15 protein-coding genes are annotated in these 19,109 nt (G+C 61.0%); 5 read left to right on the plus strand and 10 right to left on the minus strand.

The annotated features are described in order from the left end of the window. The 5 genes from K2Q04_RS00005 to K2Q04_RS00025 form a co-directional block, all read right to left on the minus strand. The coding region (locus tag K2Q04_RS00005; protein ID WP_291157578.1) for a formate--tetrahydrofolate ligase at positions 1-275 on the minus strand (275 nt) is incomplete at its 3' end. A 542-nt stretch (positions 276-817) separates the two neighbouring features. After that, positions 818-985 (minus strand): hypothetical protein, encoded by a 168-nt coding sequence (locus K2Q04_RS00010; RefSeq protein WP_291157581.1) that lies wholly within the window; start codon positions 983-985, stop codon positions 818-820. A 265-nt stretch (positions 986-1,250) separates the two neighbouring features. Beyond that, positions 1,251-2,039: a protein phosphatase 2C domain-containing protein gene (locus K2Q04_RS00015; RefSeq protein WP_291157584.1), complete on the minus strand. Its 789-nt coding sequence runs from the start codon at positions 2,037-2,039 to the stop codon at positions 1,251-1,253. 7 nt (positions 2,040-2,046) lie between these two features. Further along, on the minus strand, positions 2,047-2,859 hold the full coding sequence (locus tag K2Q04_RS00020) for an FHA domain-containing protein (protein WP_291157587.1): 813 nt from the start codon (positions 2,857-2,859) through the stop codon (positions 2,047-2,049). A 121-nt stretch (positions 2,860-2,980) separates the two neighbouring features. Next, positions 2,981-3,562: an FHA domain-containing protein gene (locus K2Q04_RS00025; RefSeq protein WP_291157590.1), complete on the minus strand. Its 582-nt coding sequence runs from the start codon at positions 3,560-3,562 to the stop codon at positions 2,981-2,983. Positions 3,563-3,855: 293 nt separating this feature from the next. Between K2Q04_RS00025 and K2Q04_RS00030 the strand changes: the two genes are divergently transcribed. The 5 genes from K2Q04_RS00030 to prmB all read left to right on the plus strand — a co-directional run bounded on the left by K2Q04_RS00030 (position 3,856) and on the right by prmB (position 11,489). After that, positions 3,856-6,207: a protein kinase gene (locus K2Q04_RS00030; RefSeq protein WP_291157594.1), complete on the plus strand. Its 2,352-nt coding sequence runs from the start codon at positions 3,856-3,858 to the stop codon at positions 6,205-6,207. Positions 6,208-6,384: 177 nt separating this feature from the next. Then, positions 6,385-7,542: a thermonuclease family protein gene (locus K2Q04_RS00035; RefSeq protein ID WP_291157597.1), complete on the plus strand. Its 1,158-nt coding sequence runs from the start codon at positions 6,385-6,387 to the stop codon at positions 7,540-7,542. A 385-nt stretch (positions 7,543-7,927) separates the two neighbouring features. Beyond that, positions 7,928-9,214, plus strand: coding sequence for a DUF2541 family protein (locus tag K2Q04_RS00040; protein WP_291157600.1), 1,287 nt, complete (start codon positions 7,928-7,930; stop codon positions 9,212-9,214). A gap of 333 nt (positions 9,215-9,547) precedes the next feature. Next, the gene (locus tag K2Q04_RS00045; RefSeq protein ID WP_291157603.1) at positions 9,548-10,558 is read left to right on the plus strand and encodes a fatty acid desaturase; all 1,011 of its coding nucleotides are present in this window, start codon (positions 9,548-9,550) and stop codon (positions 10,556-10,558) included. 22 nt (positions 10,559-10,580) lie between these two features. Continuing rightward, positions 10,581-11,489, plus strand: coding sequence for a 50S ribosomal protein L3 N(5)-glutamine methyltransferase (gene prmB, locus K2Q04_RS00050; protein ID WP_291157606.1), 909 nt, complete (start codon positions 10,581-10,583; stop codon positions 11,487-11,489). 46 nt (positions 11,490-11,535) lie between these two features. Here the strand turns inward: prmB and K2Q04_RS00055 are convergent, their stop codons facing one another. From K2Q04_RS00055 to K2Q04_RS00075, 5 genes are all read right to left on the minus strand, one after another. Then, entirely contained in the window at positions 11,536-14,385 is a 2,850-nt protein-coding gene (locus K2Q04_RS00055) for a phosphoenolpyruvate carboxylase (protein ID WP_291157608.1), read from the minus strand. A gap of 107 nt (positions 14,386-14,492) precedes the next feature. Continuing rightward, positions 14,493-15,392 carry a succinate--CoA ligase subunit alpha gene (gene sucD, locus K2Q04_RS00060; protein ID WP_092868633.1) on the minus strand — a complete coding sequence of 300 codons (900 nt, stop codon included), beginning with the start codon at positions 15,390-15,392 and terminating at the stop codon, positions 14,493-14,495. Between the two features lie 18 nt (positions 15,393-15,410). Further along, complete coding sequence (locus K2Q04_RS00065; RefSeq protein ID WP_291157614.1) at positions 15,411-16,577, minus strand: malate--CoA ligase subunit beta; 1,167 nt, start codon at positions 16,575-16,577, stop codon at positions 15,411-15,413. A 40-nt stretch (positions 16,578-16,617) separates the two neighbouring features. Continuing rightward, complete coding sequence (locus K2Q04_RS00070; protein ID WP_291157616.1) at positions 16,618-17,574, minus strand: CoA ester lyase; 957 nt, start codon at positions 17,572-17,574, stop codon at positions 16,618-16,620. Between the two features lie 100 nt (positions 17,575-17,674). Then, positions 17,675-18,892: an aminotransferase class V-fold PLP-dependent enzyme gene (locus K2Q04_RS00075; RefSeq protein ID WP_291157619.1), complete on the minus strand. Its 1,218-nt coding sequence runs from the start codon at positions 18,890-18,892 to the stop codon at positions 17,675-17,677. Positions 18,893-19,109 lie beyond the last annotated feature (217 nt).

Genomic DNA, 19,109 nt, shown 5'->3' on the forward strand with positions numbered 1-19,109 from the left:
ATCGCCTTCTTGCCGATGTGGTTCAGGCCGTCCGAGAGGCCGACCGTCGTCGTCGTCTTGCCCTCGCCCGCCGGTGTCGGGCTGATCGCCGTGACGAGGATCAGCTTGCCGTCCTTATTCGACTGTATCTGGTTGATGTAATCGGTGGAGACCTTCGCCTTCGTCCAGCCATAAGGAATGAGCGCATTCGACGGCACGCCGATTTTGGCTGCAACTTCGGCGATCGGCTTAATCTTCGCTTCGCGCGCAATCTCTATGTCGGACTTGACAGACACGGCTTTCCTCCGAGAAATCTTTTTTTATTGGCAGTGCACAAATCTTGTGGGCGGGCCCCGATAGTGGACTGTCATGGGTGGTAAGCCAAGCACCGGCCGCCGAAAAATCGGAATTCGACGTGATGCCCAGCAGGCGATCCGCTGATGCCTCAGTTAGCGGTATGGCGCAAGATCTTCCCGCGTCGCGGGGTACGGCGTTTCGAAAGGCCGGGGTGCCCGCACGCTCCGCGAAGCCCGCGTCCTTCTCTTTTTCCGGCACTCTTTCTGGCAAAATCTACACGCGGCCCAATGACGACAAGCGGACGTTTCGCGCGGAAGACGTTTTCGGCATTGCGGCTCTCTTTGACGAGAGCATGATCGGGACGCGGTCACCACCTTATCGAAGCGCTTCTATCGTCTCGCGTGCAGCCGCCGGCTATCACGTCACATATTCGCAATCTCGCGAGCGACTTTCGTGACTGCACGTGCAATGCGCGTGAGAAATAAAAAAAGCAGCGGGTTCGAGAACCCACTGCTTTCTCTGAAAACCGAAATTTTCGGAATTACTTCTTCACGGTGCAGGTCTTCGTGGCCTTATCCCACGTGCCCTTTGCCTTCTTGCAGTCGGCTTTGGTCTTCGGCGCTGCATCGTCAGCATAAGCGACGATCGGAGCCGAAACGGACAGCAGAAGACCTGCAAGTACGGCGCCGCTGAGAACCTTCGAAATCATTTGTCTCTCCTTCGCGTTTCTTTCGGCCATAACGGCCGTCAGGCAGGCGCTGCAATACGGAAGGTTCTTTGCCAGTTTCTGGCGGCCAGTATACATTTGCGTAAGGTGGGGCTAAGCCTTCGCCATAGAATATGAAAAAGTCAGCGCCGTTTTCTTCGCGCCGATATTGATTTCAATCAGTTCTTTTCGCTTGCAGGTAAAATTCCACACGCGCCTAAGCGGGTGACCGATAAGCGATCACAATAAAAGCTCGTGGAAAAATCGTTTAGCCGACGGCTCTGACAACGAGCACGGTCGCGTTATCCTGATAAGGCTCACGCAGTGCTTCGATCGCGCGGATTATGGCTTTGGCTACGGCGGACGCGCCGTCCTTCGCGTAGCCCTGAATGACGCGCGCGATTTCGCCGGTTTCAAGCGTCGCGATGCCATCGCTCGCCAGGACGACGTAATCGCCCGGCTCCAATTTCAACGGCTGTTGCGAGACATCGAGAAGATCGATTTCTTCACCCGTGACTGCCGATCGCAACATATGGCGGCGCGGATCGTGGCGTGCTTCGGCGGCAGTCAATTTGCCTTCAGCGACCATCCGATCAAGCTCGGGCGCGAGAGAGTGATCCTCGTTCAAAAGGGCCATCTCGCCGCGACGGAAAAGAAAGAGCGGGCTGTCGCCGACGCTGACCCATTCGACGCCGGCCGGTCCGAAGGCCGCGCCGATGAGCGTCGAACCCATTCCCGCAAGAAGAGGGTTCTCGGAGATTTTGCTCGCGACAGCGGCGTTCGCCGCGCCGAGACCTGTGATGAGGCGCTCGCCCACGTCGCCCTTGGCAGATGCGACGAATTCCAGAAAATTCTCGCAGACGGTCTTGCTCGCGAGAGCGCCTCCGGCATGGCCACCCATGCCGTCGGCCAGAACGGCAAAACCGCTCCGATCAAATCCCGGCCCTTCGCTCGACATAGCTACCGGCTCGCTGCCGTCAGACATGAAGGCAGCGGTGTCTTCCTGATAGTCCCGGGCTCCGCGCGTCGCGGCGATTGCGTGCTCGAACGGCGGCATTCGATCCTTAAGCTTCGGATATCTCGGACCAGTCGAAGTCGCTTCCGCAGAACGGAAGAAATGCGACTTGCGTGCGTCCGAATGTTATTACGTCCATCGGCTGCAGCGGCACAGGGCCTGCCGGTCGCTTGTCATTCACAGAGACGACATTCGTCTTAGCAAGGTTTGGCACGAAGAGGAAAGACCGATCGCTCGAATCGTAGCGGACGTACGCCTGCGCTTCGTTGGAGATGGTATCGTCGCCAAAGTCGAGCGGAATGCGATTATCGGCCGACCTGCCGACCGTATTGTTGCCTTCGAAGATCGGCCGGTACGAGCCGAGGCCCGGGCCGCCGACCACGATGAGGAAGCCGACGACCGGATCGCGCTCGAAGACTCCGTGCTGGATTTTCTGCTTGCCACGGACGAGGACGGTGCGCGCGGGCGCTTCCGGCTCGACTTTTCGGGGCTTTGCCGGGTCCGGGCGGATAACGCGCGTGGTTGGCGGCTGGTCCGCGTCATTCGGAGCGGCGGCGATGTCCGCCACTTTGGGTGCTGGTGGCGTTCTGGCCAACCGCGCGGCTTCCTCGGCACTGGGTATCTGGGGCGCGGGCTCGGGAACGGGCGGTGCTTTTTCGGCGATCGCAGCCACAGGCGCTGCGGGAGCGCTTGCCGGTGCAGCGGCGGCGGGATCAGGGCTTCTGGCGCGGGCGGCCCCAGCGGGCGCCGTATCATCGCGGCCGGCCGCGAGCAGCGCATCTCTCAAGGAGCCAAGAAATTTATGCGGCTTCACGGCTTTCGCTTCGTTTCCTGCGGTCGTTTCCCCGCGCTCGATGGCCATTAAAATCTCCCTCCGATTTAAACAAGCACAGACTGCCGCAGTGTCGAACACCGTTGGTAGAACGCAATGAACTGGAACCTGGACAGAACCTTGGCGACAACGTGAGTATTATTCGAGACGATTATCCGACGCCGGCACGAAAACGCAGCTTGCCCGGCCCCAGCTGAATAATATCGCCATCGTTCAACCGCGCTTCACAGCACCGCCGACCGTTGACGATCAAACCATTGCTTTCAACACCTGTCAGGTCGGTGATGTGCCAGTCGTCCGAATCACGGTGGATGGCTGCATGATAGCGGTGTACAGCCTTACTCGGGATGCGGATGTCGTTATCGTGTTCCCGGCCAATCCGGAGCATGTCGCGCAGGATTGCGCACCGCAGGTTGCGGCCGGTACTTTCGATTTCAACGAAGGGCGCCCGATGGCGGCCACCTTCAACATTCGCAACCGTCGCGTCGAATTTCTCGTCCTGTCCCGGCCGATAAAGCCGCGTTGCATCTCGCGAGCGCCGGAGCGGCTCAGAAATTTTCATGAGCATCGTCAGAACCGGCAAAACAGCAGCGAGAACAAGGCCGAGCATCAATGCGGGAGCGGCCCGATAGCCTTCGGACAGCATCGCTTCCGTCGCGCTCGCGAAGTGGAGAGACGTATCGACCACACTTTCCGCGCCGCTGACATCCGCGGGGAAAGTCAAGACTGCCATGCCTGACAGAATCGCCGTACCGGCTACGGCGCATCGAGTCGTTATTTGCTCGTGCATGATGATTCGCCCAATCGCGTGAGGCGATTTAGGTTCGGAGATGGCGGCGGCAACATGGCTCAATGGCGACACCATGTGGATTTATTCATCACGGGTTCATCGCCCGTCGATACGCCACATTCTTGCGCCATTGGGACAAAACGGAGACAAGACGTAGAACTGACTCTGAGCCTAAATCAGAACGATCGTCAGAGGCGCATCATTGCAAGCGCGCGGACGGCCCGCGCACGAGGACCATGACGCAGCTTGTCGCTTTACCGGACGGCACGGAACTCGCGGGCGATTACCGAATCGTGCGTGTTCTCGGCGCAGGCGGTTTCGGCGTCACGTATCTCGCGGACGAACCCGAGCTGACGCGCAAAGTCAGCATCAAAGAATATTTCCCGAGCGATTTCGCGCTCAGAACCGACAGCCTCGAAGCCACGCCGCGCTCATCGGGTTGCAGGAGCGACTACAATTGGGGTCTCGATCGCTTCATCGAAGAAGCTCAGACACTCGCGAAGTTCGACCACCACAATATCGTCAAGGTGCACCGGATCTTCCGAGCGAACAACACAGCCTACATGGTGTTGCGGTTCGAGGAAGGAAAGAATCTCAAAGCCTGGTTGAAAGACCTCGGGCGGGCGCCCCGCCAGAAAGAACTCGATCAGATCGTTGCACCGCTGCTCGATGCGCTGGAGGTCATCCACAAGGCGGACTTCCTGCATCGCGATATCGCGCCCGATAACATCATCATCCGAAACAACGGCGATCCGGTCCTTATCGACTTCGGCGCCGCGCGGAGCGATATCGCCGCGCATTCGAAGACCAAGACGGTCTCCGCGCTCGTCAAACCCGGCTACAGCCCCTACGAGCAGTATGCCGAGACGAGCCGTCAGCAGGGCGCCTGGACCGACATCTACGCGTTCGCGGCGACGCTCTATCATGCTGTCACCGGAAAGCGGCCGGCCGACTCGCCGTCGCGCATGCTCAAGGACGAGATGATCCCCGTTCGCGAGGCAGCGCTTGGCGGGTACCGCGCGACGTTTCTCGACGCCATTCAACAAGCTCTCTCGCTGACGCCGGATGGACGGCCCCAATCGGTGGCGGAATGGCGGGGTGCGCTCCTCGCGCCCGAGCCTGAGAAGCCCGGCATATTCCAGCGTTTCAAGGAAAAGACCGAAGTCCGCCGCCGCAATGACGAGGCGCAGCGCGTCGCGGAATCCGCCACCATAGCGCCGGTTCCTCCGCCGCCCGATGCGCCAGGTCCCAAAGGCGTTCTGCTGGACTTCGTCGACGCGTTGAAGAACCCGTCTGCCGGGAAGCGGCAAGCCGTGCAGGCGGCAGCACCTGCGGCGCCGCCAGCGCCGACCCCGGCGGCTGCGAAAAAAACATCCCGCGCCGAAAAGGCGAAGGTCGAGAAGGTCAAGGCCGAGAAGGCGAAGCCGGCGGAGAAACTGCCGCCATTGCCGCCGCCACCCCGCGTCGTCGCCGAGAAGGTCAAGTCCAAGCCGAAGATCCGTCCGAAACCGGATGTTGGGCGGCGTCCTTTCCTGCGTCGGCTCAAAACGCGCCTCATCATCGCCGCGGCGATCGTGGGTGTCGCCTTCGCATTCCACGATCGTATTCCGCAGCTGGTTACGGCTCGCGGCAATACCATCACGACCGGGGCGATCACCAAGCCTGCGGCGAATACCGATCCGTCGCTCAAGCAGACGGCTCAGATCAAGGCCCACGACGGTGCAATCGACGAGCTTGCCCTCAGCGGCGACGGACGTTTGATCGTCACGGCGTCAGATGAACCGACGCTCAAGATATGGTCCTACGATTCTCATTATCAGCAGGGTACGATCCCGCTTGAAGACGGGCCGGCGACCGCACTCGCGGTGCGCAACAATCGCGTCGTTACCGGACATTCGAACGGCGCGATTGGCGTGTACGACCTAGACACGCGGCGGCGTCTCTACCGGTTCAAGCGCAACGACGCGACCATATGGTCCGTCGCTTTCGCGGGCTCGGAGGATCGCATCGCCGCGGCAAGCCACGACTGGACCGTCGCGATGTGGGAGACGGCGTCTGAGGCCGCCCCCGCTGCAATCCTCCAAGGACATGAAAACGCCGTCCAGGCTCTTGCCACCGATGCTGCGGGCCAATGGATTGCGTCCGGCGGCGCGGATCGCGCCATCAGGGTATGGAACGCCGAGACGCGCGAGACGCGGCGAATCTATCGCAACAATTCCGATTTCATCTCTCAGCTCGGTTTCTCACCGGACGGGAGCATGCTGGTCGCGGGTGGGCTCGACGGCTCTATCAGGCTCTTATCGATGTCTTCGTATCGCATGCAGCGGACCCTCACGGGGCACAGTGCGCGCATCACATCACTGGCATTTTCGAGTTCCGATGATTTGATGGCGTCTGCGTCCGAGGACGGCGTCGTCCGGATCAGAAGCCTGAAGCGGCTCAGAACCTACATTCCGCTGACCGGCACGGGCTCGGGCGCCAAAGCCGTGGCCTTCTCGAACGACGGCCGCACTCTACTGACGGGTGGTCAGGACGGCGTCATCAGGATGTGGTCGCTGCCTGAAGCACAGATCGCGCAGCGCAATTGAGCTTGGCCGCCGAGCGGCGCGGCCCTGTGCTTGCGAGCGCAAAGCGCCTTCGTTAAACCGCTTTGAAATTCGCGACGGGAACATTGAAGAAGCCTGTGGGGCGCACTTTGGGGCCAAAGGGCCGCCATCATTCGCACCAAACTGAATTGAGCCGAATCATGCGGGGAGGAGCGCTCGATGTTCGGGTGGCGTAGACGTAGCGAAGGCTTTGAATGGCGCGAATATGTGCGCACGACCGTTCTCGTTCGCCGTGCCGACCGGCAGCGCCGGGTCGAGGATGTGCGCGTCGCCGCCGTCGAGAAAGTCAAGAACGTCGCCGATGCCGGCGTGGGTGCGGGCCGCGCTAGTGTTTCCGCCGCGCGCTCGCAATTTTCGCGGTTGCTCGCGTTTCTCGGTGACGCGCTCCTCGATATTGCGGCAGCTGTGTTTTCCGAGCTCTCGCGTTGGGCGAAGTTCTTCTGGGGGGTTCTCAAGGATTCCCTCGGCGGCCTTCTTGCCCCGGTGCTCGGAGCTTTGCGCGTTCCCATCGATGCGGTGCGCGACAGGGCCAAGATGGTGCCGGACGTTGCCCGTAATTTCCCGATCAAGGCCCACCATCTCATCAGCGCGGCGTTGGCAGTCGGCCTGATTTATGTCGGCGGCCCCATGCTTCGCAGCGCCGACGGCGTGGGGACCGGAACCGCTGCCGTGGTGGAACTCGGCCCCAGTGCGGCGCGGCAGGTAACGATTTCCTCCGAGATTTCGGGGCCGGCGACGGCGATCACTGGCGATGTGATGCGGGTCGATGGCGCCCTCGTGCGTATCGAAGGGATTGAAGCGCCCGCGTCTCAACAGCCCTGCTTGCGAGCCAACGGCCGCCGGTGGAACTGCGCGGCATCGGCCAAGACCGGCCTCAACAAGATCATCCGCGGGCGCGTGGTGACGTGCACGCACTCGGGCCAAGACGATGCCGGGCGTACGCTTGCGCGTTGCGCGGTCGACGGCAACGACGTCGCGACCCAACTCGTCCGAAGCGGATACGTCTTTGCCGCCAGCTCCTATTTCAGCTCGCTCGCCAGCGAGGAGACCGCCGCGCGCAATGCCAAATCCGGCATCTGGCAGGGCGACGTCGCCCGCCCGCAAGCGTGGCGCGACCAGACCTGGGAAGCGGCCAAACGCCAAGCGCCCGACGGTTGCCCGATCAAGGGCGTGGTCAGGGCCTCGTCAAAGGTCTACGCGCTACCGTGGTCGGATGCCTACGCCAATGCCAAGGTCCGGCCGGAGCGCGGCGAGCGCTGGTTCTGCAGCGAGGATGAAGCGAAGGCCGCGGGATTTTCATCTTCAGACCGGTCCTGACCGGTTTGCGGCTTCATCCCCAAAAAAATACCCGCAGTCGGGGGAGACTGCGGGCCGGAAGTTGAGGCTTTGCGCCGTGAAGCGGGAAGTCGGCGCTAGATCCGTGCACCGGCAGTACAGCCTACAGTCGCAGGAGTCGCAAGAGCACCCCTCGCACGCTTTTCAATTTGTCTTGGGTATGTGGCTCTGATCCGTCCCAGCCGATCGCGGCCGGCTTCAAAACTCGCAGTTTATCGGGGTCGCAGCCGGAGTCTGTGTTGCAGATTCACATCATGCCGCCTTTTGAACAGCCGAACGACGGTCTGCCCGCTGCCTTTTCTATTTGCCGTCGCTAAAGTGCCCCCGCAAGGGGCACGGGCGTTAGTAAATCAGAGGGATTATGTTTATGTTGCGCAGACTGGTACTGGGGCTGTGCGTCGTCTTGGCCACGGGCGCAATAACCGCCGCCGCTGAAGCCCGACACTCGCGACACCATCATCGCCATCATCAGAATCGTGGCGATCAGTTGATCCTGATTTCTGAAACGGACGTTGACTTGGCCCTTGATCGCTACACGATCGACGTGCGCCAGGCGAAAGGGGCTTACAAAGGCATTCGCATCAAAAACGCGATGGGTAAGCTCTTCGACGTACGCCACGTGCAGATCGTCTACAGCGACGGCTCGGTCTGGAATGAAGACCGCCAGATCGACATGTACTGGGGCGAACGCAGCCGACCCATCAATCAGACGTACGACAGCAAATTCATCGATCAGATAGTAATCGAGCAGGTTCCCGGCTACGGCCGCGGGCGGCTCCAGATCATCGGCATTCAAGACAGAGACGGCCGGTCGATGGATCGGAGCGGCCGTGGCGGTTCTGTGCGCTACGATGATCGCCGTGGCAGCGCATCCTCCGGCGATATCGCTGTTCGGCCGACGGTCCCCGTTGCGACACCCGCCAAGCCCGGACAGGCGACGGCCGGTGGCGATGTCCTGTTTGGTGCTCAATATGTTGGCTTCCTGACGGATCGCGACGTCATCCGGGTTGGCAACGAAGTCGGCAAATTTGCAAAAATCCGGCTGCGCGTGCTCGACAACGATATTCACATCAACGAGATGAAAGTCGTTTACGCGAACGGCGAAAGCGACACCCTTGCCGTCAATGCCGATATTCCGAAAAACTCGCGTACCAACTGGATCGACCTGAGGGGCGATCGCTTCATTAAGGAAATCCAGCTGGTCTATCGCTCGCGGCCGAGCTTCAACGGTCAGGCCCGGATAGAAGTGTTCGGACAATATGCTCCTGGCTGGCTCGGGCCGAATGGTGAAGGCCGCAAATATAACCAGGGCTGGGTGCTTCTCGGCGCGCAGACCGCAGGGTTCATCGGGTTTGACAAGGACATCATCCCGGTCGGTTCCAATGAAGGCGGATTCCGGCGCATCAGGGTTACCGTTCGGGACCGTGCAATCACCCTTAACGAGGTGAAGGTCGTCTATACCGACGGCGAAGAAGAGATCGTTCCGGTCCGGACGCGTGTGGATGCCGGTGGCACCTACGGGCCCATCGACCTCAGGGGCAAGCGCCGCCAATCCATCGATCACATCGAGGCAAAGTACCGTTCACGGTTCTTCGACTCCTCCGCGAAAGGTAAAGGCTCAGCGATCGTCGAAATCTGGGGCCAGCACTTCTAGAGAATTGCGCGAATGGACGCTGCGAAAACGAATCAAGAGGGCCGAGCACAATCCGGCCCTCTTTTTTTCGCACGTATGGGCCTCGGCCCGAAATCATGAGTGTTTTGCGCCAGAAATGCGCCACTGCGCACGCATTCCTCAAGCAAATGACGTCAACAGCGTTTCGCGAAACACGTCGAATATGCTACGCGACGCCGTCGGGCGGACGGTTGTCGATTCCACTCCTGGGGGACCAGACCTTTGAATTTAAGCCTTAAGCAGCCTTTGCGGGCGGAGAGCCGCGCCGACATTCGGATCGGCGACGCGCGACCAACAGCCACGCCGCAGGCTCCCATGCCGGAAACGCAGAAGCAGCGTGTGCGCCGGCTCGCAGCCCACTGCCAGAAATACCGCGGGGCGATCCCACGGGTCGCAGTGCAGCAATTGCTTACGACGTTCGTCCCGCTCGTCCTTATCGTCGGCGTCATGTTCGCGACGGTCGAACATGCTTACTGGGCGACGCTGCTTCTTGCCCTCCCGGCTGCAGGACTCATCGTTCGCGCCTTCATCATCCAGCATGATTGCGGCCATGGCTCATTCTTCGCCTCGCGGTCCCTCAACGATTTCGTCGGACGCTGCATGAGCGTGTTCACGCTCGCCCCTTATGGGCTCTGGCGGCGAGAGCATGCGCACCATCACGCGTCATCGGGAAATCTTGATCGTCGCGGTGCGGGCGACATCGACACTATGACGGTCAAAGAATACCGGCAGCTCTCGACGTTCGGGAAGCTGCACTACAGACTCTACCGCAATCCGCTGTTCCTGTTCGGCATCGGCGTGCCTGCCTACTTCCTTATTCTGCAACGGCTGCCGTGGTTTCACGCACTGACGCCGCGCGAGAGCTGGAAGAGCGTGATGGGTCTCAACGCCGGTTTGGTGGTCCTCTACGCTCCCCTTTGCTACTTCTTCGGCTTCGCCAACGTGTTGTGGGTCGGACTGCCGGTCTTGCATCTCGCATCGGCGACGGGCGGCTGGCTGTTCTTCATTCAGCATCAGTTCGAAGAGACGACATGGGACAAGGCTGAAGGCTGGGATTTCCAGGTCGCAGCGTTGCTCGGGTCTTCCTATTACAAATTGCCGGCGATCCTGAACTGGTTCACCGGCAATATCGGTCTGCACCATATTCACCACCTCAACAGCACGATCCCGAACTACCGGCTTTCGGCTTGCCTCGAGGCGAGCCCCGAGTTGAAGTCGATCAACCGGCTGACGCTGCGCGACAGCATCCGGTGTGCGCGTCTCAAGCTTTGGGACGAGGATCAACGCCGTTTGATCAGGTTCGACGAGCTTCCGGCGACAGCTTGAGACGATTTGCTATTCTATCGTCATGACAGCGAAAGCCGGCCAGACGCCCGTCGATGAACTTGTTCGTATTCGCGATTGGCTGCGATACGCCGTAACCTCGATGAACCGCGCCGGGCTCGTCTACGGGCATGGCACGACGAATGCGGTCGACGAGGCAGCTTATCTCATTCTCGCGACGCTCGATCTGCCGATCGAAGACATCAACCCTTGGCTCGATTGCCGCCTGACCTTGGCCGAACGCGAGGCCGTCAATGCGGTCATTTCAAAGCGCATCGAGACGCGGAAGCCCGCCGCCTACATAACGAATGCCGCTTACATCCAGGGACATAAGTTCTACGTGGATGAGCGGGTGATCGTGCCCCGCTCATTCATCGGGGAACTCCTCGTTCAGGATCATCTCGGGACAATCGTACCCGCCCCGCTCGCGGTACGGCGCGTGCTCGATCTCTGCACCGGCTCCGGCTGTCTTGCCATTCTCGCCGCGCTCGCATTTCCGAATGCCGAGATCGACGCGAGTGATATTTCCGACGATGCGCTGGCCGTCGCTCGACGCAACATTGCCGATTATGGCTTGGAGACGCGCATCCGCACCTTCAAGGCGGATTTGTTCGAGGGCCTTCCGCCCGCGGCCTACGATCTCATTATCTCAAATCCGCCCTACGTTACGGCGGAGGCGGTCGCAGCGTTTCCGCCTGAATATCAGGCCGAGCCGACGCTTGCGCATATTGGCGGCGTCGACGGAATGGACCTTGTGAGGCGCATTTTGGACGGCGCACCGAGCCGGCTTTCGCCCGAAGGAAGCCTCGTCGTCGAGATCGGTATGGGCCAGGAAGCTCTCGAAGCGTCGCGGCCCGACTTGCCGTTCTTGTGGCTGGACAGCGAGACGAGCGAGGGCGAAGTTTTCGCGCTCCACGCGGTCGATCTGAAGTAGCAGCGGCCGGCGAGAAACCGCGCGGCCGCACAGGGGTTGAGATCGCTCAGCCGAACGCGCCGAAGTGGTGCGAAATGCCAGTGCCGATTTCGCGCACGAACTCGTACGAAATCTCCATCGGCGTCAGGATTTCCGTTTCCAGACGGGCATAGTCGTCGATACCGCGCGGGCGATAGCTGGCGGGTTCGTCGAAGGTTTTTCCGGCGAGATTTTTCGCATCGTGCGGGAAGGCCCTGCGCAGAATGCTCAAGACCTCGGGGATCTCGAGGCTCAGCGCCATTTCCAGAACCTGCGTATGAGACAGACCATCCTGCGGAGCGAAGCGGGGTAGCTGCGCCGCGAGGATGAAGATGCGCATGATCAGCGCAAGCCTGATGGCTTGCAGCAGATCGAGCTCGAGCCGGTTCTCGTCCGGCACGAGACCATCCTCGATGTTCTGATCGGACAGGATCGCGTGGAGATCGATTGCATCGAGGCGCAGGAGATGAACGAGCTCGGAGATGTCGCCGTGCCGATCATCCGGCAGCAGGTGCGTTGCAAGCGTCCGGAAGGCGCTGCTCAACGCTTCCTCGCGGCCCCACGAGGCACGGGCTGCCCAGAGCCCCGCATTGAAGACCTGCGAATTGGCGTCCATCGCATTGAGGCTCGAAATCGTCTTGCCGTAGCCGATCATCGCCAGCAGCGATTGCAGACGCTTCGACGATTTCACGAGCTTCTTGAAGCGCTCGCGATCGTCGCCGACCGCGGTGCCGAGACCCGCCACGACGTTCGCGATATAGCCGAACTGCTGAAGGATCGCGTTGTTCGGGATGGCGCGCATGCGTGCGGGATTGCCGCGATCGGACGCATGATCGCCTTGACGCTTCACCGGCCGCGAACCCGTCTTGAACAGCAGGTTGGGACCGAACGCTCCGAGCACTGCGCGATAGCCATCGTGCGCGAAAAGCTTCTGCTGGAAGGCGCGGAGGCGAAGGAAGAAGTCGAGGCTGAAATTCTGCTCCGAATAGAACGGATCCGTCTCGGCGGGCGGAATATCGCCATCCATCACGATCGTCGCCAGCGCGCGCGTCGTCAGCCCGCGATTGCCGAAGAACATGTAGCCGTCGCCGCCCTGGAAGCTCGTCTCGTGCTTGACGGGGAGGTTCGCGGCGCCGAAGCGGCGGCGTGCCTCGTTCGTCATGACGTAATGGAGGCGGCGGTAGAGATTGCCCGGATGAGCGCCACGGCCCATCGACTCGCCGTGAGTCGAGAAGACGAGCGTCTCGACGTTTTCAAGCTTCGCCTTGTCGATCAGCGCGGCCAGGCCGTGGTAGTAACGCTCGACCGCGAGCGTCGCCGGGACCTGGCCGATGAAACGGCCCGCGTCGGAGAAGCCCGTCTGAATGCTCAGGCGTTTCCGTCCCTCGACGTACTTGCGGTAGGCCTCTTCTTCGACGAGGCGCTCCATGATGCGAGAGCCGTTCTCCAAGCCCGAAGGCGTTTCGAAGAGCGGCGAGATATCGGTGATGTCGTCGACGCCGAAGAGCTTCGCGAAGAAGACCGCGATCAAAACGGTTGCAGGCGACTCGCATTCGGCGATGAGGAAGCGGATCGGCGTTTCCTTATCGACGTGCTTCTTGATCTGAGCCGTGAGCGCGAACTGGCGGATCGCCGTCGCAGTCTCGAGATCGAGCGTCGCGAAGTTCACCGTCTCCGGCGAGCAGTTCTTGATCATCTCGACGATGCGGGCCAGCGACTGGCTTTCGGTCAGGTCGCGGGTCCAGGGTTCGTGCACGTAGGCGCGGAATGCGTTGTGAAGCTGCAGCGCGTTGATGCGCAAGTGGATGTGGGACATGCCGAGGCCGGTCGCCTCGACGAGGCCGGCGAGCGCCGCCGTCGCACGCTTCATCTGCGGCGCTTCCACGGCGTCGATCAGATTGTCGAACAACGTCTGAAGCGGCTCGACTGTCAGAAGGTTGTAGCCGTCCGTCTTGGTGATGATGTTCGCCGCTTTCGCGAGACCATCGGCATCGTTCGCAAAGCTCTCAAGCGCCTTAATCTGCTCGTCGACGGCCGCGATGCCGAGATCGAGCTTGCCGACGATCTGGCGGGCTATGCGCTGAGCGGCGTCGCCGCCTTCGAGCTTGTGCTTCAGCACGACGAAACGCTCGCGAACGTCGGCAAGCGCGGCGCGCTTTTCGCGGAGGCGGACTTCGAACGAGAAAGACCAAGCGATGTCGGTTCGGCCGTCGAGATCGTAGCCGACCCAGGACGCGAACGTCGTCATCTTCGGGCGCAGCTTGAAAGCCGCGTCGCCGAACTTCTGAGAGGCAACGCTATAGAAGCCGTGCAGAAGCTCCTCATACGCGTTGCGCAGATTGCGGATCGCGTCTTGGGCGCACTTGTGCTCGTGCTTCAGCGTGAGCGTCTGTTCGGGGCGGTGCGGCAGGCCAAGCGAGACGTCAGCCGCCGGATCGGAGATCGCGATCTCGACCATACGGCGATAGAGGGCGTCGGAAAGGCCGAAGGTCGGATGCGCCGTCAGAACGATGCCGGTGCGGGCGCGAGACCAGCGCTTGGCGAAGGCTTCAATGGAGTTGCCGGACTCGCTCACCGTCTTTTCGACGTAGGACGTGAAATCCTTGAGCGTCGTCGCCTGATCGACATAGCCGATCTTTTCGCGAAGCCTGCGGGCCCGGCGAACGCAGGCGCGATCCATCAATCGTCCCGCTAGACCCTTGACCTCTTCAAACGACACCAAATTCGATTCAAGCCGGCGCGACATGTCGAACGCGACGTTCAAGATCGGATTGAGCGAAGGATTGTCGGGGATCTGAGTTCTGAGACGCTTCAGCTCGTTGATCAGCTCGGTTTCATCGAGTTTGGTCGAGCCAACCGACGGCGTCGTATCCTGCATCACCAAGGCTCCACGTCCCTAAGAGGGGACAGTATTCGTGCGTATATCTTTAGATTACCGGAGAGGGCGGCCGGAGGCAAAAAACTTTGCTCCGGCCAGCACCAATCTTAGGCGACTTTTTTCATCCGGCCGAGGACTTGCGCGACGGTCGCGCCCATCTCCGAAGGCGTCGGGGCGATCGTCACGCCGCAGCCTTTGAGGATCTCGACCTTCTCGGCAGCCGATTCACCGAACGCCGAAACGATGGCGCCCGCGTGGCCCATGCGGCGGCCCTTCGGAGCGGAAAGACCTGCGATGTAAGCGATCACAGGCTTTTTCATGTGCTCCTGAGCAAAGACGCCGGCTTCGGCTTCCTGCGGTCCGCCGATTTCGCCGATCATCAGCACGGCATCCGTATCGGGATCATTCTCGAAAGCTTCGAGAACGTCGCGATGCGAAGATCCGTTGATCGGGTCGCCGCCGATGCCGACAGAGGTCGAAACGCCGATGCCGAGGGCCATCATTTGGGAAGCAGCCTCGTAGCCGAGCGTGCCCGACCGGCCGACGATGCCGACGCGGCCCGGAAGATAGATGTGTCCCGGCATGATGCCGAGCATCGCTTTACCGGGCGAAATCGTACCGGCGCAGTTCGGTCCGGTGAGGACCATACGGCTTTCCTTCTTGTAGCGCCGCATGTAGCGCTTCACCCGGATCATGTCCTGGGCAGGAATGCCGTCGGTGATGCAGACGCAGTATCTGATGCCTGCATCTGCAGCTTCCATGATCGCGTCAGCCGCGAACGGCGGCGGCACGAACACGATCGAGGCTTCTGCGCCCGTTTCGTCGACCGCGCCTTTGACGGTGTTGAACACCGGCCGGCCGAGGTGGGACGTGCCGCCCTTACCGGGGGTCACGCCGCCGACGACGTTCGAACCGTAGTCGATCATTTCCTGCGCGTGGAACGTGCCGATACGTCCGGTGAAGCCCTGGATCAGGATCGGCGTCTTTTCATTGATAAAAATAGCCATGGTGATGCGTCCTCCCGGTTACGCGGCTTGTTTTGCAGCCGAGACGGCCTTTTTAGCGGCTTCCGCGAGCGTGTCGGCGCTGATCAAGGTCAGGCCGCTCTGCTCGATGATCTTGCGGCCCTCTTCGACATTGGTGCCGGCCAGACGAACAACGACCGGCATCGTGATGTTGAGTTCCTTGATGGCATCGACGACGCCTTTGGCGACCCAGTCACAGCGATTGATGCCGGCGAAGACGTTGACCATGATCGCGCGAACGTTCTTGTCGCGAAGCACGGCCTTGAACGACTTCGTCACGCGCTCGGGAGAAGCGCCGCCGCCGATGTCGAGGAAGTTTGCCGGTTCGCCACCTGCAAGCTTGATCATGTCGAGCGTCGCCATCGCGAGGCCAGCGCCGTTCACGATGCAGCCGATGTCGCCATCGAGACCAACGTAGGACAATCCGCGATCAGACGCGTAGGTCTCGCGCGGGTCTTCCTGGCTCTTGTCGCGCAGCTCAGCGATGTGGGGACGGCGGAACAGGGCGTTCTCGTCGAACGACATCTTGGCGTCGAGCGCGACGACCTGCTTTTCCTTGGTGATGACGAGCGGATTGATCTCCACCATCATCGCGTCGAGATCGCGGAACGCACGGTAGCATCCCATGATCGCAGGCACGATCTTGTTGACGATGTCGGGATCAACTCCCAGGCCAAATGCGAGTTCCCGCGCCTGGAACTGCTGCATGCCGACAGCCGGGTCGACCGTTACGCGAATGATGGTGTCGGGCTGGGACGCCGAAATTTCTTCGATGTCCATGCCGCCTGCCGCAGAGGCAACCACCACGATACGCTCGGACGCGCGATCCATCACGAAACCGAGATAGATTTCGCGATCGATGTTCGTCGCTTCCTCGATGTAGAGGCGCGAGACGAGCTTGCCCGCAGGACCGGTCTGATGCGTGACGAGTTTCCGGCCGAGCATGAACTCGGCCGCTTCCTCGATTTCCCGCTCGTTGCGGCAGAGCTTGACGCCACCGGCTTTGCCGCGGGCGCCAGAATGGATCTGGGCCTTTACGACAACGGCGCCGCCGAGTTCGCTTGCGCGATAGGTTGCCTGTTCAGGGCTGTAGGCGAGACCGCCGCGCGGGATCGGCACGCCGAACTTCGAAAGAAGCTCTTTCGCCTGGTATTCATGAATGTCCATCTTGGACTCCTTGGAATTCTTGAAGTTTCCGGGCTTGTTCTTATTTAGCGCGCGCTGCTTCAGCCGCCTTGATGGCTGCGGCCGTGACGAGCAGGTTGCGGGCCATCTTCTCGGACGCTGCGTCGATCATCTTGCCGTCGAGGGAGGCTGCGCCCTTACCCTGGGCTTCGGCTTCCTTCAGCGCGACAAGGATGCGCTCTGCGCGTTCGACTTCCTTGGCGGTCGGCGAATACACTTCGTTGGCGAGTTCGATCTGCGAGGGATGGATGGCCCACTTGCCTTCCATGCCGAGCGCTGCGCCGCGACGGGCGGCTGCCTTGTAGCCTTCCGGATCGTCGATGCCGCCGAACGGACCGTCAATCGGACGCAAGCCGAAGGCGCGGCAGGCGACGGTCATGCGCGACAGCGGGAAGTGCCACTGGTCGCCCGGATAGTCGGGGTTCAAGCCACCGATGACGACGGTGCGGGCCTTGTTGAAGGCCGAGTAGTCGGCGACGCCGAAGTGCATCGACTCGAGACGGCTGTTAGCGGATGCGATGGCTTCGACGTTGGCCATGCCGAGCGGCGTTTCGATCAGGGCTTCGGTGCCGATCTGGTTCTTGAGGCCCTTGGCAACTTCGATCTGGCTGACGATGCATTCGACGGTATAGACGTCTGCCGGTACGCCGACCTTCGGGATGAGAATGGTGTCGAGCTTCGAGCCGGCCTGCTCCACGATGTCGACGACGTCGCGGTACATGTAGTGCGTGTCGAGGCCGTTGATACGGACGCTGACGCTCTTGCCAGCTGCCTTCCAGTCCAGATCGTTCAGCGCCTGGATGATGTTCTTACGCGCCTGCTCCTTTTCGGGCGGGGCAACAGCGTCTTCGCAATCGAGGAAGACGTAATCGGCGGCGCTCTTCAGCGCGCGATCGATCATGGTCGGGTTGGAACCCGGAACCGCGAGATACGAGCGCTGCAGTCTCTGCTTGCGGGTCGGGTAAAGCGTGAAGCTCATTGGGGCGTGCCTTCCTAAGGATTCGCGTTTGTTATTTGGGGATGAGGGTATTCACAACATGCAGAACGCCCGGCCTCGTTAGAAGCCGGGCGTTATTATCTTAGGCAGCTTTCGCCTGCTTCGGCGTCGGGGCGGTTGCCGACTTCGTTGCGGTCTTGCTGAAGTATTCCGCAGCCGCGCCGGTGCCGGAACCGAGCTTGACGTTGATGCCGGAATCCTTGAGCGCCATTTCGACAGCGAAGAGAACGCCGCCAACCATGAACTCATCGAGCGCACCGAGGTGGCCGATGCGGAAGACCTTGCCGGCGACCTTGTTGAGGCCAACTCCGAGCGACGTGTTGTAACGGTAGTACGCAGTCTTCACGACGGCGTTGCTGTCAAAGCCTTCCGGAACGAGGATCGCCGAGACGGTGTCCGAGTGCCACTTCGCTTCCTTCGCGCAGAGCTTCAGGCCCCACGCATCGACAGCATGACGGACGCCGGTCGCCAAGCGATGGTGGCGAGCGATGACGTTGTCGAGACCTTCAGCGAAGATGATGTCGAGCGACGCGCGAAGACCACGGATGAGCTGCGTTGCAGGCGTGTAGGGGAAATATCCAAGATCGTTCGTCTTGATCATGTCTTCCCAGGAGAAGAAGCAGCGGTTCATACGTCCGTTCTGCGTCTTGTTGGCGTCGAGCGCCTTCTGGCTCACGGCGAGAATGCCGAGACCCGTCGGGAGCATGAAGCCCTTCTGCGAACCCGAGACGCAGCAGTCGACGCCCCATTCGCCCATGCGCATGTCGAGCGAGCCGACAGACGAAACGCCATCGACGAAGAGGAGGGCCGGATGCTTGGCAGCATCGAGCGCTTTCCTGACGCCTGCGATATCGGAGCTGACGCCCGTCGCGGTTTCGTTGTGCGTGGCGAAGACAGCCTTAATCTCGTGATTCTTGTCCTTCGCGAGAATGTCGGCGTATTTCTCGAGCGGAACGCCCGTGCCCCACTCTTCGTCGCAAAGCTCGACCTTGAGGCCCATCCGCTCGGCCATATCGACCCAGAGCAGCGAGAACTGGCCGAAACGGCTCATCAGAACCTTATCGCCGACGGCGAGCGTGTTCTCGATTGCCGATTCCCAAGCGCCGGTGCCCGACGACGGGAAAATGAAAACGCGGCCATCCTTCATTTTGAAAACCTTCTTCAGGTCTTCAAATACCGGCAACGTGAACTTCGGAAATTCGGGCGAACGCATGTCTTCCATCGCGACGTTCATTGCCATGCGAACGGCATCGGGAACATTCGTCGGGCCGGGTATGAAAAGATGAGGCGTAACAGTCATAGAAGCGTTCCTCCGCGCTGCGTTGTGCCAAGCCGACGGTCCCCGACGCAGCAGGGGAGACGTTCCGGCATTCTTTTGCTGATCCTTCCGCCCGATCGCAGATGCGGGCGTCGGTCTTAACTAGCAGGGGGACAGTGATGGTGTGAACGAAAAACTATCAACACCCGGTTGGGCAGCCGCTGCTACCCACCTCATCGCGGCGGAGCGCAGCACTATG

This window comes from Hyphomicrobium sp. (assembly GCF_019753045.1).
In the GTDB taxonomy this organism is placed as follows: Bacteria; Pseudomonadota; Alphaproteobacteria; order Rhizobiales; family Hyphomicrobiaceae; genus Hyphomicrobium_B.